Source organism: Endozoicomonas numazuensis (assembly GCF_000722635.1).
GTDB lineage: Bacteria > Pseudomonadota > Gammaproteobacteria > Pseudomonadales > Endozoicomonadaceae > Endozoicomonas_A > Endozoicomonas_A numazuensis.
In genome coordinates this window covers 248,297-267,431 of the sequence record NZ_JOKH01000002.1, presented here as the reverse complement: position 1 = coordinate 267,431, position 19,135 = coordinate 248,297, and the positions used below count along the sequence as shown (strand labels likewise).

The following is a 19,135-nucleotide window of genomic DNA, read 5'->3' as shown; positions in this document are numbered from 1 at the left end:
TATGAACCGCTCTCTGATTGCCATGCATCAATATGTTGAGATTTAATAATTATTTATCTTTAATCTCCCAAAATGCTAAGTCCTTAATCTTCCGGGCACTATTCGATCCGCCAATATACAGCGAATAGTGCTTTTCAAGCTGTAGTATCTGGCTCATTACCCGCTCTTCTTCATCCTTGCCTTTAGTGTTGAAAATGGTCTGAATATCCTGCTTCTTCAGCTTAGCCACTTTGTGAATAATCCAGCTGTTGATATAGCTGGAGAAGTCATTATCGTTAGTGCGGAAGTGATCCATTTCCTGAGTAGACAAGATAGTGCCAACACCAAACTCACGGCCTTCCTTCATCAGCATGCGCAGACTGGTAAAGTCTTGTCGCATGAAATTGTCGGCTTCATCCACCAAAACAAATTTGGTGAGCTGTCGAAACTTCCCGTCTACCTTGGAACTTCCCTGTTGATGCATCTGGTTGTAGAAAATATCCAGGATAATACCTGCCACAAGATTCTGAATATTCGGGTCGTATCCAGACAGGTTTATGACAGTAACACCATCAACCATATCGTATAGTGATTGACAGTTGTTGGTATCAGGGTCGAAGATCTGGAAGCTGATCAACTCATCCATTACCGCAAAAAGTTTATCCTGCTCAACTTTTTCATCTTCCATGAATACATCCCAGACTTGCTGAATGGTTGGAGCAGGGCGTGACCAGGTACTCTTGTCATTAGCATTGATGCCAGAACGCTGATAAGCATCCATCACCAGGTTGCGAATCTTGTTCTGCTGTTTCGCTCCGAGACCAAATGCCGTAGCCAGAGTTGAACGGAACAAACTTGCTGTATGTACTGGCAAGCGTGGTTTATCACCAAATAAAGCCAAGGGATTAAAGGGCAAGTTTTCCAGATTAAATGTTTTAGCATTGGTGGCTTTTATGAAATCCTCTTTCATATAGTCAGCCTTGTAATCCAGAATCAGAATGCCTAGAGGCTGCCCATCGACATTATTATCCTGATTGCGCACCAACTGAGTAATGACACTCTTGGTAAACTGAGTCTTACCTGTGCCCATCGTACCAATGATGGCGGTGTTCGGATTGAATACCTTTTCTGTATTTGTGGGCTCCCAATGTACAGCCTGACCTGTTGTATGGTCTGAACCAAACTGGATTTTCAGTGCCCCATCATCATTTGGATTCAATTCTTGTGTTTCAGCAGGAGCTGTCTGATTATTGATTGCAGTTGGGCGATCAGGAACTGTCACCAATGTATCTAAACTGTCAACATCTTCAGAATCATCGTCACTCTCTGATTCTGCATTTACAGATGCTTCAGGCTCGTAAGTTTGTGACTCCAACCCCTTGCTCAAAAACCATTGCTCAGGAATATTTAGTTGATTATCGCATACCAGTTTCGACAGCAATGTATTAAGAGGCTGATTAACCAGCATATCCAGATAGCCAATAGGAATTTGCAACTCAAGTACAGAGTCTTTCAACTCTGTTGCTGTCTGGTATACCCCTTCTCCATCAAGATGGGCAACAACCATGGCTTCCGGATAGTCTTGTAATTGCCCCAGCTTGTAGTCACCACTGAGCCACATCTCGCGGTTTGATAGAAACTCAGAGAAGTAGTCTTTGTCAAAAACTCCATACAGCTGATACTTTTCTACCTGCATCAGTACCTGACGGATAAACAGACTTCGGTATATGCGACCTTCCAGAGTATCGGGTCCAAACAAGCCTTCAACCAGATAACGTTGAAGAGCTTCGCACTGCTCCTTAGCCTTGTTCAGAGAGTCTTTACCATGATTACCTGTTTTAACTTCGACAGGTAATAAATAAAGCTGACCATCCTTAAAGCCAGCGAAGAGGATGTCGTCTGACATTGTTCCCTTGAATTTCCCGCCTTTATGGAAGGGAGCAAAGTCACTATCGGAAATCTTCAGGCCAATATTGCCTGACACTCGCACCATTTCAGCTATAGAAATTGGAACCCAGGTGATATCCGAACCAGACAGCATGGCGCTGACCAATTTCCAACCACCAATAATGCCCAGCTTGGCTTTCTTCTCAGTGGGGCGGTCTGTCACCATCTTCAGTAGCCACTCGCCATTAAAGGCATTGAACTCACTGATTAAATCATCACCCTGCTGACTGAGAATCTGTTTGTATAAATCAGTCTGCCGAGTAACTGTAATGGCGTCATATCCTGCTGAATTGGTGTACTGGTCGGAGTAATGAATCAGTACCAGATTTTGCTCATTCTGGAAAAAGTCCAGGGTGACTTTTGGGTCAATAATGGTTGTCCAGATGGAGCTTTCATAGGATTTCTCCAACAGATCTTTAAACTCATCCCTTACCGCTAAAGCAATAGAAGAACGTTCAGAGTATTCTTCATTCGCTTCTTTGCATGGATACAGTAGCCGGCCATAGAGTCTTGCTAGCTGCAAGTGCGGTTTGCCTTCAGAATCTATGTTCTTGAGGCCAAAGCCTGTTTTGTAACTGTGATTATCGCTCAGTGACGACTCACCGTTTAAAAGTCCGGATGCAGCAACGCCAGATACATGTTCGTCGATGTTGCTACTTATACGCTGAACCTTTTGGTTATTTTTGAAAAAGCTTAGGTGTGCGTATTGTTGCTCATCATGTTCATCGTGAGTGAACTTTGAGAAAGAGAGCCGACTACGCAGCAGATCGATAATGCTATCAGCCTTCTCTCGGGCTTTACCCTTATCCAACTGATATTCTTGTTTGATCTGATCGTAAGCACCCATCTCAGCAAAACGGTCAAACTCTGTTTCGCAGAGCTCATCATCGTACAAATTGACATGTACGTGTCGAGCATGAAGTAAATGTTCCAGGTAATAGCTAAGAAGCCCCAAAAATATCTCGCAATTGTCACGATTATTTACTGAGTTTATGATCAGAGGTGCGTCATCGACCTGTTTAAACAGCTCGCTGAAGGTCTTGATAAATTCTTCTGATTTTTCTTTCACCAGTTTGATGACATAGCTGTAACTGGTGTCCTGCTGAGGAACCATTTCCAACCAGAACGGATTTTCGTCGGTAACCTGGGTGTAGCTGAAGTTACTTGACTCTGAGTAAACGTATGGGAGTAACCCTTTTGGGTTCAGACGTTTGCGGGTCACATCCGGTAGGTTTTTGAATGAGCGATTCGTCTCGTCAGCGCGAATCTGATCGACCAGATTGAGATAGTAACCAAGAATCAGTGGATGATAGGGAGTGAAGTATTCCTGATCTTCATACTGCGCGACCCCAACTTTTAGAACCATTCGGTCGGCATCGCTGATATTTCGACTTAGCGGTATATTGTTAAGATAGTTCAGGCAGGCGGTAACGTAATCGCGAACCAGTTCCGTTACAACTGGACCCCATGATACGAGTGAGAGAAGGGTGTTGCGACTCTTCAGATATGCGGTCAAGGTATTCCATGCGTGGAAGATATCTGGGGCAACGGTTTTCAGTTCAGTAGCATTTATCCCATCTTTTATCTGGGAAACCTGATCCAGTTCCAGGAAAGATTCTTCTCGCTGTAACAGCAATAATCGACGGCCTATTACCCGGGCTTCCTTGTTATCGATGATCACCTTGCCATTGGCAGAGTTAAATTGCCCATAATAATGATCATTGAAGAGAAGGTTAAAGCGGCCTTCATCCATCAGCAACGGCAAACTCAGAGCTTCATGGTTGACTTCGCCTACTATGTTGAATTTTAAGCAGCTATTGGCATTACGTAGAGTGAATACGACTTCGTCTGAGCTCTCATATTCTGTCTGATAATTAATAAAGCCAAAGTCATTGACATCAGCTTCACAATTTTCTTCAGAAAGATAAAAGATGCTAGATTGCTGGTCATTGAGTCGCAAACTCATCTCTTCGGTCTGTAAGGTGAGACTTTGCTTACCAGGGTTAACCAGAAAGTTGTTTTCGAAACCTCTCAGCAGGAAGTCACCTTTTTTTACTACCAGGATGTGGAAAGTAAAACACTCTTTAGTACGAGGCCGATTGGTTTTTACTGTCAAGTAGGTTGGCTGGCCATTGAATGGAGCCAGTATTTTCAAGTAACGCTTACTACCACCTGAGGTGAGGCGAATGATTTCGCTAGACAGATTTTTCAAGCTTTTGTTGTTGCTGATGCTTACTTGCTTTTTCTCCAGGTCCTTACCATGGAAAGACAGCTTAAGGTCAAAGTATTGAGCATCAGGCTCAGCAACAAGAATGAGGTGCTTTTCACGCTTGCCAGCGGCAGTTTCCCGTTTATTACGAGGGCCTACAACTTTACAACCTTCGGAGTCAATTGCTGCAAAATCAAGACCTTGCTTACGTTGCTCTTCAACTTCATTCCAGAATACCTGAACATCAGTTAGTCTCCAGGCATCATCTTCCTGATTATCGAACTGCTCTTTAATGAACTTTTCGCCAAAGTCAGACAGACGCTCAGCTATTTCTTCAGGGTGATTGCTGATTGTGTTGTAGATATCATCAAACAACTTTTTATTATCTTTTAGTCTTTGCTCAATTTGTTTGTCGCTGTTCATGTCTGTAAGGCCACTATCAGGCAAAAGACCAAGCGAGGTGAGATCAGGTTCACTGCCAGTTGACATGGCACTAAACAACTGTTCATAACCAAACATGCTGCCGCCCAGATCCTCCAGTACTTCAGCTTGCCAACGCAACAGGCACAGTAATACACGACTGGGTTTAGGCTGGTTTTGAATGATGTTTTCAAGATCTACCTTGATGCTTTCAGTAGCCCATGGCATTCCATCGGCAGCAAGATTATCAGCACTGTTTATCAATGTATCCAGCAAACTGTTGTGAATGATCAGCAAGGCACTGTTACTGAAATCACCAGATTGACCTGCAACTTCATCTCGCACGGCAGAAATGTAGTTATCATTAAATCCGTCACTCAGCTCATCACGACTTTCAGCATGAACAACACATATCAGTTTTACGCCATTGATTTCGATATAGTGCAGTGGCGTTGAGAAAAATGTGATTGAGCCGGAAAAATTGGTCTTTATTTGATCAAACAACCGCTTTGTATTTTCAGCATCAGGAGACTGGAATTGGTAGCGGGTACCGGCGCTAATACGATTTTCTAGCCAGCTAGTGAGGCGCTGTACAAGAAATTGTTCAAATGGTGCTACGGACATATACGGCGTCTCCACTGTCACTCATACGGTCAACGTTGCCAACACGTTCATAAAAGGCGATTAATGCTTGCTCGGATTGTTTGTCGAAATAGACACCGCGAGCTTGAAATTCTTTTAACAGCTCCTGAAAACGGAGTTGTCCATTTGCTCCAATAGTCAGATTGGTAAGCAGCAACAGATAGTCCTGATTCAGAACCAGAACACGGCCAGCACTACCTCTATTTTGTACAAAGTGTTTTGCAATATGCTCATCGAACTGCTTCAGGTAGGCATCACGAACTTCGTGTCTACTTTTCTTCTCTGTGTAACGACTTCGCTCAAACTGATCAAGCGCATACCTCACCAGCAGTCTTAATTGGTCAATAGGTGTACTACTGTACTCACCAGTGCGAAGTTTGATTTTACGATTCAATGCAAAGGTTTCAGCATATTGACTAATTTGGGTCGCTAGCTCTTCGGAGTCATAATCTTCTGAAACCAAGGCATCGCCGTATTGCCATAATGGAGCTACACACTCATCTGGCGCTTGCTTATTAATCGTGTCAAGGAGAGATAGAATTGGAAAAACGGTAGCCATGGAGCGATGCATGGGGTAGAAACCATCTGACTTGATATGGCTACGCTCCTGGCTAGCTTTCTCAGTATCAAGAATGAAGTACATTTTTTGACTTCGCGGCTCTCCAGATGTCCAGCTACGGATATTCAGTGCCAGCTGTGAACAGTACAGAAAGTTGTAAAGCTCTAGAAACTCTTCAAAATGAGTGAGTAAGTATTCCGTCTTGCCACTGAGGAAGCGGATGTCCTTACTGAAGTTATCTGCCATGTAAGGAAGATATGGTTGTTCCTGACGGCTTTTCGCTGATTTTTTTTCATTAGGATCGAGCAGATATTTCTGCAACATTTTAATAAAAATGGCTTCGATAAAGTTGGCTTTACAATCCAGTTCACTCGGTTGATCGTCAGTTTTGAGGAAACTTCTAAATATCTGGCTCAGATATTTGCTTGCGGGAGCTTCTTTCTCCTCTTGCCCCAGGAGTAAAAACTCAGGGGACACCTTAGTCAGAGCATTATTCCGAAAATACATTTTTTCGATATGCTCTAGTATGTCGTTTTCTACTTGCAGCTCGCTGAGTTCATTGAGACAGGCATTTTTAAACTCTTCTGGACTGTATTTACTGGTGTTCAGTTCCTTGCCAAGGAGCAAGCCAAGTACCTTACCTGCCACTGTGCCATAATTGATCGTGTTGTTTTTGCCACGAATGGGTAGGTAGTTATTCAGATCGTTTTTTTCTGCAACATTTTCAATGTGTCCGAGGGCTGCAAGACGTTTAACAAGATTCATTATTGCCCCTTCACTTTAATTTGATGACCACGATTGATAAGGGTCCATTCATCTTGATCCTTATGAATATGAAGCTTTTTGCTTTCTTGAACACGGCGAGTGATGTCTTCAATCAGCTCTTCAAGAATGACAATATTGTTTTTGTCGTGCTTGTTTGGTCGGTAGCCGCTGTTGATTTTTAAAATCAAATCCAAAAAACTGGCACTAATTGGTACAGGTGGCAGATCTTCCTCATAATTTAGTTCTAACACCGCATTGAAGTGACTCAGTCGCAGAGGCTTGTGCTGCACTATGCGTTGCAAATTAGCTTCAACATCAACAGCTGTAGATACTTGATAACCGTTATACTCAGCTAAAAATAGCTGGCTTTTACTGGTCAACTCTGGGGCAAACCGATTGGCAAACCGGAACAAAGCCTCTAAAAAACATTTGCTGTAAAACTTCTCAAGCTCCTTGTTTTCTGAGCTTTGACCACTGTAATTTAGATGTAAAAGCCAGATTTTTACGTATTCATCGTATAGTTGGTTCTGGAAAGCACTGTTAAAACGAGCATGGTAATTGTTACTAATTTCCAGTTCTTGAATCATGTGGAAAAAGCGTATCCATGAGCCTGTTTCCATTTTTTCAACCAGAATCAGCTGACTAACATCGCTTCTGAATGCTTCAAACTTCTCATCAGTAATGTTCAGAGAGTTTTGAATCATAAATAGATCAATGTCTTTTGAGCGAATAGTGCACGGGTCGAAATGAGTCAGCGCCTTAGCTAGCTCAGTATTCTTATCGGTGAACAGGTTGTCGAAGAGGTACCCAGGACCAGACAACAAGTTATAAACAAAGTCGAGTAGAGTTCTGGCTGTCAGGAACTGGTCGTATTTCAGGCGAACTTTCAATAGAGTACGAATGATTACCTGCTGAACTTCAGGGTATAGCAGTAGCCGATAGTTGACATGTAGAGTTGTGTTAGCACCTTCTTCTTGTTTCCATGCCTGATAGAAAGGGTTGTCGTCAGATGCTACTGTCAATTTAAGCAACAACGACTCTATGAATGGTGCAATGATCTGGTCATTGTCTGGTTCGAACTTAGGGTAATCCTCAAAGTTTAGAAAAATGTGGTTTGTATAGATATGATCAAAGTCATTTTTCAGAAATGCTTTGATGGATTGTTTGATGTTGCTGTGCTCTTCAGACCCTTCTTCAGCATAGTTGCCGAGCATGCCAATATTGATACCCACAATAAGTGGTTTCTTACCTTCCTTGTGACATTTGAATGTGTGGTCGAGTGTTTCAATAGCTGTCATATCCGGCTGAAAGCTGTGCGTAGCATCCAGATGGAAATCCAGTTTCTCTTTGTGCATGTGGTAGTAGCGTGTCAGGATTTCGGACTTCCCATCACCACTTGAGCCACATAGAAAAATGATTTTTTCTCGTGAATTGGCTTGTTCAATCGCTTTCTGGAAAGCGATTTCTATGTTGGTTTTGATGTACAGATATTCTTTAACAGTGTTGCTGCCTGCATTACCCAGTGTGCTTACTGCCTGTGCAGAAGACCTCGATAGAGTGTTAAGCAATTGCTTTAGTGACATGATACTTACATATTTCAGTGGTATTCAGATACGCTATCGCCCTCAGGCCTTGCGACAGTAAATTACTGAGCAGGATTACGTCTCAGAGCGGGTAGCAATATTGTGAAAATTGATGATAAATGGCTCGATTGTGCCATTTTCTGGGGGATAGAGGTAGCCGCACAAAACGAATTATTTGTTTTGTAGTCATTAAATGAAAATAGAAGATTCTCGATGAGGAGTTATAATATCCTCCTCGGTTACTGTGACTTTTTTGCTTAAAATCACAGTTGGTATGATTATTGACAGGAGCATAACTTTACTTGCAACGTAGTCATAATCAGACCACAAAGCTTGCCGTGAGGCACCGACCACTCTTCGCGAGTCTTTCATACAGCTGAACATCAGCTGTGAGGTTGCCAGTGCATAGCGACTCTGGCACACGGGTTGTTTGATGGCTTTTTCAGAAAAAGCGTCAGACAGGTCGTCTCCAAAAGCTTATCCATTCTTATGCAATATTGAGTTGTACGTTTGTTATCACCCAGCTCACCGGGTCGTAGAATTTTTGTTGCTCTGATTTGGGAAAGCTCATTTCCAAAAAGCCGCTTCCAGAGACCGTCTCTGTTTGTATTGGCATTCGTGCCTTGCGGATCGACCAGTGTCTTCTATCGGCTTTCTTTCCATTGTTTTGGTCGCTTTCATGGCGAACTTTCATAAGCAGGCGTGATACTAAACCCGGTCAGTCATTGTGCTGGTTATAACAGTTATCGCCTCAGCTGCTGGCATCAGCAAAGCTCTGCTCTTTGTAGCGATGAGCGTCACTGCCCGCAACCCTTGCGTTACAGGCTGTCCCGTCTGGCCACTGCGTGATGTGGCCTCACATTAAACTTGGATCAGGGTTCCAGGGGCAGATTTCCGTCGTTTTCTGATTTTTCGACATAAGTGCCAGTTCTGGATGGAAGGGGAGAGTTATGTCTCAATTTCTGACTCATAATGATTGTAATTTTGGCTATGGTCGTGGTTTGTCCTATGCCGGACACAATGCTCTGAAGGTGGCTATGCCCGGTCAGTTTCATACGGTGGCAACCCACTCAGACCGTTGGAAACAATTTTGTCTCTGGGCAAAATGCATGGGGATTAAGGAAGCCCACGAAATCAACAACCATACACTCCGGCATTATGCCGAGTATCTGCGTGCACGTCTGAATGGTGAAGGTCAGTCGTTGTCTGTGGCAACGGCACAAAACCGGTTATCGGCGTGCAATGTGGTGTTAAGGGCATTGCGTGGGAACGGTGATATCAGCATTAAACCGGCAGAAGCACTACAGGCCAATCGACATAAGGTCAGAACAGAAGCGCCCGAGCTGAGCCGTGAAAAACTGGCGCAGGTGCAAGCGGACTTGATCATGAAAGGCCATGATCGTATAGCAGCCATATTGGGCTTATGTCGTGAGCTGGGGCTTCGTTCTAAAGAAGCGGCATTACTGGATTGCCAGAAAGCTCTTCAGCAATACAAGGAGAGTGGCAGTATTGATATTGAGCTTGGCACCAAGGGCGGGAGGGGTAAGCGGACTGCAACCAGCCCATCTCGGGCTGAACGATGGGTACCTGTCACGGATACTGCGCTGCTGGCTTTAACTCAGGCTGCCAAGCTTCAGGGGACAACCAATAATTTGATTCCTGCGGGGAAACGGCTGCCGGATTTTCTGGCAAAGGTAAGAGAAAGCAGTGGCTCAGTACTCAAACAGTACGGACTGAAGCACCGTCATGACCTGAGGGCGGCTTATGCATGTGAGCAATACCAGCGGCTGACGGGAAAACCTGCGCCAGTGATAGCGGGTGATTTTGTCGTCGATAAAAGCAGGGATCTGGAGGCAAGACAGAAAATTGCTGCGCTACTTGGGCATAATAGGGTGGAGGTTGTGTCAGCGTATTTAGGGAGCCGTAAAGGGAAGGGGGCTGACTCAAGCCGCACGAGAAAACACTGACTCATTCAGTGCTTTCTGGTACAGCCTGGAATCAGACTTACCGTTGTGTTTGTCCTTGCGCTTGTAGCGGGTTTTCAGTTCCACCTTACGCTGCCTGAACATGGGGATACTCATAAGTTTCAGCACTGCTGAAGCGGGGCGTTTTCGTTTGGATTTAGCCATGATGCTCTCCTTTATATTAAATATCAGTTTATCACAGGTCGTTTATATCTGTATTACAGATCATTTCCTACAGGAATAGTTCGATTTTTGCTGAGTAAAATCAGATTCTTTGTCCTATAGTGAAAGTTCCTTGATACCTGCTAATCGGGAATAGACTTTCTCTTGTATGAGAGAAGTCCGTGACGTTATTGATTAACAGGTTATGAAACCACAGAGGTTAGAGTGTCGGCTGACCCGGCGGATCAGATGCTCGTAGCAGTGTGGTTTCCTTCATAGTTTGAATGCTATGAGCGTCTCGTGATGTTGCGAGAGAATCCGGAGATGAACTGAACGGTCTGTATCTTGCGATAACAGTCTTGAAGGTTCGCAGCGAAAGCTGATTTTCAATTAAAGCAACGGTTTATCCGCTGCCTTGTCATTCCAGTCACTTTGGTGACTTTTCAAGCGACGTATGGGTTTTGCGACTGGTTTTGCCTGTCTGAAATTCTGCGCCCTTCTGCATGGCAGAATCTCTCTGTCATGTAGGGAAGTTCTGTCTTGCGTTTTCTTTTCAGGAAAGTAAGAGAGCTTCTTATGAATCACTCTTGTGTTGTTAATGATGGTGGCGGTGCCAACGATCTGGTGGCTCGTTTTGCGGAGCGTTATGGGTTTCGTGAAGATGAGTTGCTGAATACGTTGGCGCAGACTGCGTTTCGGCAGCAGAACGGCAGTGTTCCTACACGGGAGCAGATGCTGTCTCTGTTGTCAGTGGCTGACAGTTATGGTCTGAATCCATTTATACGGCAGATATATGGTCTAAGTGATCGCAGAGGCGGTGTGCTGCCTGTGATATCTGTCGACGGGTGGACAAGGATTATGAATGCGTATCCCGAAAGCGATGGTATGGAGTTTCATTACCCTGAAGAACTGGTTCAGTTTGATGAGGATATGAAAGCCTGTCATCCCTGGATGGAATGCGTCGTCTATAGAAAGGATCGGGAGCATGCGATTCGGGTGCGGGAGTACCTGGATGAGCTGTACCGACCTGCGGTGATCAAGAATGGCAAGAAGTTCCCTGGCCCTTGGCAGACTTGTCCTAAACGTATGTTAAGGCACAAGTCCCAGATTCAGGCGATTCGGATTGCCTATGGCCTCAGCGGATTATTTGAACCAGATGAAGCGGAAAGGTTGCTGGAAACCCAGATGGGTGAGCCAGTGCCTGATCTGCGGGAATATGAATCCAAGCTGGCAGAAGCAGCCAGTAATGAGGTGAAGGAGCGAGAGAAAAAGGAGATAGCTGAGCCTGTGTCGTCTGAACCAGATGTTCTGGATAGTGCGTTGGCTGAGATAGCAGGAGAGTTATTGCCAGCGAAGGATATTGCGGGTGATGAAGTGCCTGATCCCAGTGATCTTGAACCACAGGTTCTTTCCTTTATTGGTCAGATTGTGGATCGAGCTAAGGGAACAGGAGCATTTACTGCCGCTCAGGGTTTTGCCCAGGAACGGTTTAAGGAAGATGGTAATGCTCTGAATTACTGCTTGTTCCGGCTGGATGAAGCGCAAGCAGCATCCGCAGCACCGGCTGCTTAAGGTGAGTTGTGATGAAGCAAGTCAATCTTGAGCAGCGGTCAAAGGCGTGGCAAGACTGGCGTCGTTGTGGTGTTACAGCCAGTGATGCGGCTGTGATTCTTGGGCAGTCGCCTTATAAATCACGGTGGCAGCTTTGGGCAGAGAAATCAGGGATTCTGAAGGAGCCGGATTTATCTTCAAACCCTCATGTTCAACGAGGAATTGAGGATGAAGACGATGCAAGGATTCGGATGGAGGAAGCGTTGGGTGATGCACCTCTCTTGCCTGTTTGTGGTGAGTGGGAACAGAATCTGAAGCTACGAGCGAGCTTTGATGGCATTACCAAAGACGGTATCCCGGTAGAGCTGAAATCTCCGTCCGAAAAGGTCTATCAGGAAGTGAAGGCTTTGAAGGATCAGTCAGAAGGCTATCGACGAGCATTTGCTCAAGTACAGTTTCAAATGCTTATCGCTGATGCTCCAAGGGCTTGGTTGTGCTTTTACCGCAAAGGTATGCCGATTCTTCCGGCCTGTATCAACAGAGATGAGCATCTGATTCAACAGTTGCGGCAGGAAGCAGAAGCTTTCTGGCAGCTTGTGGAAGAAGGTGATGAGCCGGAGAAAGATCCGAATCTGGATGTATTTGTGCCACAAGGCCTGTCTGAACAGGCGCAATGGCACAAGATGGCAACGGTCTATCGCCGTCGTCAGTGTCGCTTGGATGAGTTGAAAGAGGAACTGGATAGCGGAAAGTATCAACAGAAGCTACTGCAACAGGAATTGAAGAAGTTGATGGGAACTTTCCGGGTAGCTGAGTCTGATGGTTTACGAATCTGCTGCAGTGAGTGCAGCGGTTCCATAGATTATCAGAAAGCGCTGGAAGCATTGTGCAAGCAGCACCAGCTGGCGTTGCCTGATCTTGACTCTTTTCACCGCAAGGCAAGGGAGCTGGTGAGAGTAACCTTGCTCGATAAAAGAGTGGACGAGAGAGAACCGGAATTCGAAGTGACTGGGAATGAACTGTTGGTGTTAAACCCAACAGTCAGTAACCAAAGCTTCTATTTCTGAATCAATATTTCATTAACCCGGGTGGGGCAGTTGTTTTCCCCAGTCGGGGGGAATTTCTGCCCTTTTTTTGTTTTAAGAGAGTGCAGGATATTAACGATGGAAACTGATGTTCAGTCTGAGCCAGCTGGTTTGCAACCGGTGTTTTATGAGCTGAATGAAACCTTTGATCTGGATACCAATCAACTGATCCTGCTTGAAGGTTATAAGGAGTGCGGGCATCCCGCTGTACCGGCTGTTCAGCCTTATGTGTTTGACAGAGACCGGCTGCGGAAGTTGCTGGCGTTTCTGGATAATCCGGAAGGTGACGGCCTGTTTTTGTGTGGTTCGACAGGATGTGGGAAAACCAGTCTGGTTTCCCAAGCTGCTGCAAGGTTGCACTGGCCTGTGCAGATGGTGCCCGTACATGGAAGGTTGGAGTTGGACGATTTGCTGGGACAGAAAGTATTGGATAAGGGATCAACTCCCTTCCAGTATGGCGCTCTCAGTATTGCGGTAAAAGATGGTCATATTCTGATATTGGATGAGATGGATGTGGCGGACCCCGCCGAACTTGCTGGATTGTATGATCTGCTGGACGGTGCGCCTCTCGTATTGGCGCAGAACGGCGGAGAAATCATTCCGGTGCATCCCCGGTTCCGGTTTGTTGCCACGGGTAACAGTGCAGGGGCAGGGGATGGCAGTGGTTTGTATCAGGGGGTATTAAGACAATCGTTGGCTTGGTTGGATCGATTCAGGGTTATCGCGGTTGATTATCCTGATGAACTCACTGAGATGATGATTCTGAATCAGGTAGTGCCAGACCTACCGGTGGTTGTCAGGGAAAAGATGGTGAAACTCTCAAACGAGGTTCGTCGTCTGTTTACTGGTGACACTGATGGTAGAGCCGGGGAAGGCGAGTCGCAACTCAGTGTCACCCTGTCTACTCGTGGGCTTGTGCGTTGGGCAAGGTTATCACTTCGGTTTCAGGGGGCGCCCAGAGTGTTTGAATACGCTTTGGAACAAGCTTTGACTGCCAGAGTGGAACCGGCTGAGCGGCAAGCTATTCATCGAATCGGACATGATGTTTTTGGCGAACTTTGGTCTTCAGGAGTGGACTCATGACAGACTCTTTTGGAAAGCAGGCTGCTGTAACCAAAGTGCTGGATCAGATGTCTGTGATTGCTCTGGACTGCTCTATCTGGTCAGGCGCACGTCGCCTGAAACCAGAGGATTTGGTTTTAGGCAAAGGTGGGCAACTGCCGTCTGATGAAGTGGTGTCGCTGGGAAGCAAAAAGCTGTGTAAACGGGAAGTGCTGAAGCCGTTTCATCGTTTGAGGGATCAGGCGTGTCGGCTCTGTGGCAGAGAAGGTGTGCGATTTCTGGGTGGTTATGCCGTGCCCGATCATTATGTGTCAGGTTTAAGCCTGAAACTAGATCAGGTGCAGCAGGACTTTAATCTGGAAAAACAAGCGTTTCTGACAGGCTACGACCAGCATATTCAGGAATGGGTTAGCGCACATCCTGATTTTGCTGAAGCCATAAGAAGTGCCGTACCGGATGCTCAGGATGTAGGTCAGCGTTTCCACTTCGGATACACGACTTACAAAGTAGTGGCGTCACCCCAGCCGGAGAATCTAAATCAACAGGTAAACCAGTTGGGTGGCACACTGCGGGAAGAAATCAGTCGGGATGCCCAAACATTGTTTGAGCAAACCTTCAGAGGGAAAAGCAAAGTCACCCGGAAAGCCCTGAATCCGATTCTTCGGCTCAGGGATAAACTTCACGGTTTAGCGTTTGTTGATCCCGGAATTTCTCCCATAGTTCAACGGCTAGATGCCGGGTTATCACAACTGCCGAATAACGGAGCGTTAGAAGGCGAAGTGCTGACTCAGCTGATGGAGCGGGTTTTACTGCTGTGTTCGGTTGAACAGATGGAGCGTTGTGCGGAAGGTTTGACGGCTCTTGAACCTGTGATGGTGCAGAATCAGGAGTTAGCTCAACCTCAGCCGTCAGTGGTAAATAATGCAGAGATTCAGGAAGAACCTGTTATTGAGCAACAGGNAGGCGGAGCCAACCATTCATGACCACGTCCATAGGACGTGGATTTTCACGATGCATTAAAGGTTCGCTATGTGTATCGCTGTGATGAAAAACTTGCACATCAAAGTCATTTTTTTGAGAACTATCAAGTCAAAGAATATGTAGATAGTGGTCTGTACTCGTCGATCTATCGTGCAGTAGATTTAAGAGACAAGACTCAGTGGGCAATCAAAGTCGTTGATAAATCCAGAGAGTATGGATTGCTTCAGTACCCCCATGATGTAAAGCACCTTGCTTTGTCACAAGGACGTCCGGAAATCATTCAGCTCCGGGAAGCTTATGATTTGGGCTCAACAGGCATCTTAGTCACTCAATGGGCTGATGGGGATCTGAAACACAGAAATGAAAGCTTCAGGACTATTAAAGACGATTATACATTCCGGGTATTGGCAAAACAGATGCTCGAAGCGGTTCAGGCTTTGGACACATTGGGTTTAAACCACAGTGAAGCCAAAGCAGTTGACTTTTTGTATGTCGCACCAGAAGGTCGAATTAAAATCAGTGCGCTTGAGCGAGCAGAATGGGACTCAAAGCCCAACGATAGAATATTAGTCACTGTTTTCAATGCTCTTGAGGCCATATCAGCAAATGTTGAATTGAGTTCTTCTAGTCAATCATTGCTGGAGTCGATTAAAGCAGCAGAAATGCCAGTGGATGAAGCTAAGGCTTTGGAAAAAAACAACGTAGATGTTTGGCTACGATCACCTGATATTACAAGTATTCAGAATTTTTCAGAAAAGCTGGCAAAAGCCAATGCTGCATGTCTAGCAGAGGAGAATCGAATTTTTGAAAAAGAAGCTGCTAGGAAAAAGCCTAAGGCAAATGAACTCTTAAAGCATGAAGCCTTTTCGGATATACCAGAAGATGTAAGACTTGAGCTTTCAGCCAGTCAAACCTGATGGCTGCCTCTATCTTTCAGTACCTGCATAATGGCATCGCTCAGGGAAAATCCCTGTGATCGATAAGTTCGGATTGCACTCTCATCTTCGGGATGACTGGAGTAGAGCAGTTTTTTGAATGGGTTGAGAATCAAACGACCAATTCCAGATCCCTGTTCAGTGAGCACCAGTGCTTCTGAATATTTGCCTTCCACCGTATGAACGGTTTTCAGCAGTTTGTAGCCTTCAGGTGATAAAGGTAACCGTTGCTGCTTTTCCAGTTCATTAATGGTGGACAGCTGTTGCTTGAGTAGAAACTGAGTGGCGCTGTTATCCATTGCAGCCCGCCCGGCAGCAGTTTCATAGAAATCTTCGATCCGCTGTGCGGCCATGAGGTTGGCTCCATTAAATCGTCGAAAACGACGGAATCCATGTTCTATAAACAGGGCTGCTCCCTGAGTGTCCCGCATCAGGTTCCAAGCTTCATCAATCACGACCAGCTTCCTTCGGCTGACATCCCCAAAGTACATGATCTGTTGGATCAGGTAGATCAGCTCCAGAATCACAACTCGCTGAAGGTGTTTGCGGCTGTCCAGATGCCGTAACTCAAGTACTGTAAATGACTGATTAATATCGAGCGTATTGTCACCACAGAAAAAACGACCGTATTCGCCTTTTGAAGTGAAGGCACTAAGTTGCACGGCAAGGTCAGTGATTCGTTCATCCGGATGTCGCTGTAATCGCTCCTGTAATAGGTCAATGGAGCTGCCGGTACCTTCACTTTCCCAAAGTTCTCGAATCTGCTCCCGTAAACTGGCTTCCTGGTAGGGCGTTAATGGCTCTCGCGGCGAAACCATAGCAATAATCAGCGCCAGCAGAATATCACCTTCCTCTTCATAGTCATGAACCAGTGCAAAAGGATTCATACCAATTTCACTGCCCTGATCAAAATCCAGAAACAGTCCATCAAAATGCTGGCAAAGTTTCTTATAACCCTCGCCAATATCCAGTGCCCAGCATTGACCACCACGAATCAGAATATTGCTGATAATCTCATTGACCAGAACAGTTTTTCCCGCTCCGGAAGTGGCAGCGATAATAGCGTTGTAGTTACTATTGGATTCAAACAGCGATAGGTTCATCAGTTGTCCCCGGCGGGACACCATATTCAGCAACGCTTCCTGATGCCCTGACCAATCATCAAACAGCGGCTGGAGCGGGTTTTATTGCTCTGTTCGGTTGAACAGATGGAGCGTTGTGCGGAAGGTTTGACGGCTCTTGAACCTGTGATGGTGCAGAATCAGGAGTTAGCTCAACCTCAGCCGTCAGTGGTAAATAATGCAGAGATTCAGGAAGAACCTGTTATTGAGCAACAGGTGGTAGTGCCGGAGGAAACGGCTTCTACGGCCACTTTTTACTTCTAAACCGGCTGGTGTAAGCCAGTCATCTCAAGCGGGACATAGTGCCCGCTCGGGCAGGAGCTATGTCCCTTTTTTCTTTCTTCTTTCATATAGAGAGTGCGAGGTGTTTGGATATGGCTCCTGTTTTACAGCGTGCATTACCCATCGTTGGCAGTGCATTGGGTAGGAAAATGGGCGTTCGGGTTGAGGTTTCTGGCCGTAAGGCATGCACTGATGGCGAGTGTATTTGGATTCCAGCCTTTGACCCGCAACGGCGAGAGCAGGAAGCTCTTTGCTGGGGCTTTTTGTGTCACGAAGCGGCTCATGTGCGTTACACGGATTTTTATCTGGACTATGAGGGGTCTGCTTTACGGCGCAGGCTCACTAACTTACTCGAAGACATTCGCATTGAAAAAGCAATCAGTCAGGAATATCCCGGTGCTGCTTTTTCTCTTGCGGAAGTCGTCAGGCAGTTAGTGGCTGAAGGTCGTTTAGGTGCGCCAAAAAAGAGTGATCCACCTGTGAAGGTGCTAAACGACTCTTTATTGGCCATCCTGCGATTTGAGGTGTTAGGACAGAAGGCGTTGGAGCAGGAAGCAGTGAAAGCCCGTGAAGTGATGAAAGATTGTTTTCCAAGGCAGTTACTGGATTTGCTTCATGGACTTTTGGACAAGGTGCCTGATCTGAAAAGCACGAAAGAAACTCTGAATCTGGCTGACCAGATCATTGCGTTATTTCAGAATCTCAGCAATGAAAACTCTGAAAGCGAAGATTCAGGTGAGGAAGGTGCTGACAAAACAGAGAATTCGTCAGGAGATCAGGAATCCCATTCTCAGCATTGTGAAACACAGGATCAGGAGGATAAATCAGATTCTGTGTCAGGTGATGGTCTGGAATCTGATTCTGTGGAAGGGAAAGGCGAAAATCCTGAGAATTTGTCTGGCAGTGATAACCAGACTGTTTCTGAAAACGGAGATGCTTCAGAAAAGGCTGAAGACCCGCTTTCTCAGAAGGACAGCCTGAAACAAATTCTGGAGTCGTCAGATTTTGATTGGCCTGAAGACCTGTTTGAGTCCGTGGCAGGAGAGCTTGAATCTTGGAGTAGTGGGCAATCAGCAGGCTTTTCAGCGGTAACAACGACACCCATGGTTGATGAAGTTGTTATCAGTGGTGAAGACAGGGAAGCCGCAAAGGATTTGCTCTGGAAGGTAAAGTCAGAATCAGCACAATTAGCCGCACAGCTTACCGGCCTGGTTCAGGCCAAAACCTTAACCAGAGATCGCATCGGCAAGCGAGGTATTCGAATAGAAGGTAAACGATTGCACAGAATAGCTCTGGATGATGGTCGTCTTTTCAAACGACGCTCTGAATCCATAGAAATTAATGCGACCGTTCATATTTCTCTCGATATTTCGGCTTCGATGGCTTCAAGGATGCCACTGGCAAGGGAGGCGGTTCTGGCTCTGATCATGGCATTGAAACCTATCAAAGGTGTGAGTGTGACTGCTTCCGCCTATCCGGGTACTGTAGCTGAGCGGGTTTATCCCATAGCTTCAGGCAAGGAGGCTGACCTGGGAGTTGCAGAAATACTCTCTGCTTTGGATAGCCATGATTCAACACCCATGGCCTCAGGATTGTGGCATACAGTGCATCAGATTTGTCAGTCAAACGCCGAGAGGCGCCTGATTCTGATGATTACTGATGGCGCACCTGATATCGATCACCATGATGCGGTGGTTGATCTGGTTAAGCGCTGTAGATGTTCTGGAATAGATGTTGTGGGGCTTGGGATCAATATTCAGCTGCCGGAGGAGCTGTTTCAAAAAAAAAGTCTAATGATTGAGCAATTAGGTGAATTGAAAAATAGACTCTTCCGTTTGACCAGAGACTGGTTGCTTTGCTGAAACTGAAAACGCCACCCACTCATGCT

At 45.8% G+C, this 19,135-nt stretch carries 13 protein-coding genes; 8 read left to right on the top strand and 5 right to left on the bottom strand.

The genetic code is table 11. The features are described 5' to 3' along the window. Positions 1-49 precede the first annotated feature (49 nt). The 3 genes from dptH to dptF are packed head-to-tail and all read right to left on the bottom strand — an operon-like array spanning position 50 to position 8,104. Positions 50-5,179 carry a DNA phosphorothioation-dependent restriction protein DptH gene (gene dptH, locus GZ78_RS30255; RefSeq protein ID WP_034834745.1) on the bottom strand — a complete coding sequence of 1,710 codons (5,130 nt, stop codon included), beginning with the start codon at positions 5,177-5,179 and terminating at the stop codon, positions 50-52. Further along, positions 5,160-6,521, bottom strand: coding sequence for a DNA phosphorothioation-dependent restriction protein DptG (gene dptG / locus GZ78_RS08540; RefSeq protein ID WP_051785968.1), 1,362 nt, complete (start codon positions 6,519-6,521; stop codon positions 5,160-5,162). The genes dptH and dptG overlap by 20 nt, the downstream gene beginning before the upstream one ends. Then, the gene (dptF, locus tag GZ78_RS08535) at positions 6,521-8,104 is read right to left on the bottom strand and encodes a DNA phosphorothioation-dependent restriction protein DptF (RefSeq protein ID WP_051785967.1); all 1,584 of its coding nucleotides are present in this window, start codon (positions 8,102-8,104) and stop codon (positions 6,521-6,523) included. Before dptF ends, dptG begins: the two co-directional genes overlap by 1 nt. Positions 8,105-9,054: 950 nt before the next feature. On the opposite strand from dptF, the gene GZ78_RS08520 reads away from it, so the two are divergent. After that, positions 9,055-10,071: an integrase domain-containing protein gene (locus tag GZ78_RS08520; protein WP_051785966.1), complete on the top strand. Its 1,017-nt coding sequence runs from the start codon at positions 9,055-9,057 to the stop codon at positions 10,069-10,071. Here GZ78_RS08520 and GZ78_RS08515 read toward each other — a convergent pair. Then, entirely contained in the window at positions 10,048-10,233 is a 186-nt protein-coding gene (locus GZ78_RS08515; protein ID WP_034834742.1) for a hypothetical protein, read from the bottom strand. The genes GZ78_RS08520 and GZ78_RS08515 overlap by 24 nt on opposite strands. Before the next feature lie 573 nt (positions 10,234-10,806). On the opposite strand from GZ78_RS08515, the gene GZ78_RS27295 reads away from it, so the two are divergent. The 5 genes from GZ78_RS27295 to GZ78_RS08490 all read left to right on the top strand — a co-directional run bounded on the left by GZ78_RS27295 (position 10,807) and on the right by GZ78_RS08490 (position 15,826). Then, entirely contained in the window at positions 10,807-11,802 is a 996-nt protein-coding gene (locus GZ78_RS27295) for a recombinase RecT (RefSeq protein ID WP_051785965.1), read from the top strand. Positions 11,803-11,813: 11 nt separating this feature from the next. After that, positions 11,814-12,848 carry a lambda-exonuclease family protein gene (locus GZ78_RS08505; protein ID WP_051785964.1) on the top strand — a complete coding sequence of 345 codons (1,035 nt, stop codon included), beginning with the start codon at positions 11,814-11,816 and terminating at the stop codon, positions 12,846-12,848. A 96-nt stretch (positions 12,849-12,944) separates the two neighbouring features. Then, the gene (locus GZ78_RS08500) at positions 12,945-13,949 is read left to right on the top strand and encodes an AAA family ATPase (protein ID WP_051785963.1); all 1,005 of its coding nucleotides are present in this window, start codon (positions 12,945-12,947) and stop codon (positions 13,947-13,949) included. Next, positions 13,946-14,911 (top strand): DUF3150 domain-containing protein, encoded by a 966-nt coding sequence (locus tag GZ78_RS08495; protein ID WP_051785962.1) that lies wholly within the window; start codon positions 13,946-13,948, stop codon positions 14,909-14,911. Before GZ78_RS08500 ends, GZ78_RS08495 begins: the two co-directional genes overlap by 4 nt. Before the next feature lie 15 nt (positions 14,912-14,926). Then, the gene (locus GZ78_RS08490) at positions 14,927-15,826 is read left to right on the top strand and encodes a protein kinase domain-containing protein (protein WP_081869741.1); all 900 of its coding nucleotides are present in this window, start codon (positions 14,927-14,929) and stop codon (positions 15,824-15,826) included. Here GZ78_RS08490 and GZ78_RS08485 read toward each other — a convergent pair. Further along, positions 15,817-16,947, bottom strand: coding sequence for a TraG/VirB4 family ATPase (locus GZ78_RS08485; protein ID WP_161787344.1), 1,131 nt, complete (start codon positions 16,945-16,947; stop codon positions 15,817-15,819). The genes GZ78_RS08490 and GZ78_RS08485 overlap by 10 nt on opposite strands. An 84-nt stretch (positions 16,948-17,031) precedes the next feature. On the opposite strand from GZ78_RS08485, the gene GZ78_RS29390 reads away from it, so the two are divergent. Both GZ78_RS29390 and GZ78_RS08480 read left to right on the top strand, forming a co-directional pair. Further along, on the top strand, positions 17,032-17,229 hold the full coding sequence (locus tag GZ78_RS29390; RefSeq protein WP_236631512.1) for a hypothetical protein: 198 nt from the start codon (positions 17,032-17,034) through the stop codon (positions 17,227-17,229). A gap of 110 nt (positions 17,230-17,339) precedes the next feature. After that, a complete protein-coding gene (locus GZ78_RS08480; RefSeq protein WP_161787342.1) occupies positions 17,340-19,109 on the top strand; it encodes a VWA domain-containing protein in 1,770 nt (589 codons plus the stop codon). Positions 19,110-19,135 lie beyond the last annotated feature (26 nt).

Excerpts from the sequence above, each read along its gene's own strand:
- GZ78_RS08480 (WP_161787342.1), top strand. The coding sequence starts at position 17,340 with ATGGCTCCTGTTTTACAGCGTGCATTACCCATCGTTGGCAGTGCATTG.
- GZ78_RS08520 (WP_051785966.1), top strand. The coding sequence starts at position 9,055 with ATGTCTCAATTTCTGACTCATAATGATTGTAATTTTGGCTATGGTCGT.
- GZ78_RS08485 (WP_161787344.1), bottom strand. The coding sequence starts at position 16,947 with ATGAACCTATCGCTGTTTGAATCCAATAGTAACTACAACGCTATTATC.
- dptG (WP_051785968.1), bottom strand. The coding sequence starts at position 6,521 with ATGAATCTTGTTAAACGTCTTGCAGCCCTCGGACACATTGAAAATGTT.
- GZ78_RS27295 (WP_051785965.1), top strand. The coding sequence starts at position 10,807 with ATGAATCACTCTTGTGTTGTTAATGATGGTGGCGGTGCCAACGATCTG.
- GZ78_RS08500 (WP_051785963.1), top strand. The coding sequence starts at position 12,945 with ATGGAAACTGATGTTCAGTCTGAGCCAGCTGGTTTGCAACCGGTGTTT.
- GZ78_RS08515 (WP_034834742.1), bottom strand. The coding sequence starts at position 10,233 with ATGGCTAAATCCAAACGAAAACGCCCCGCTTCAGCAGTGCTGAAACTT.
- dptH (WP_034834745.1), bottom strand. The coding sequence starts at position 5,179 with ATGTCCGTAGCACCATTTGAACAATTTCTTGTACAGCGCCTCACTAGC.
- dptF (WP_051785967.1), bottom strand. The coding sequence starts at position 8,104 with ATGTCACTAAAGCAATTGCTTAACACTCTATCGAGGTCTTCTGCACAG.
- GZ78_RS08505 (WP_051785964.1), top strand. The coding sequence starts at position 11,814 with ATGAAGCAAGTCAATCTTGAGCAGCGGTCAAAGGCGTGGCAAGACTGG.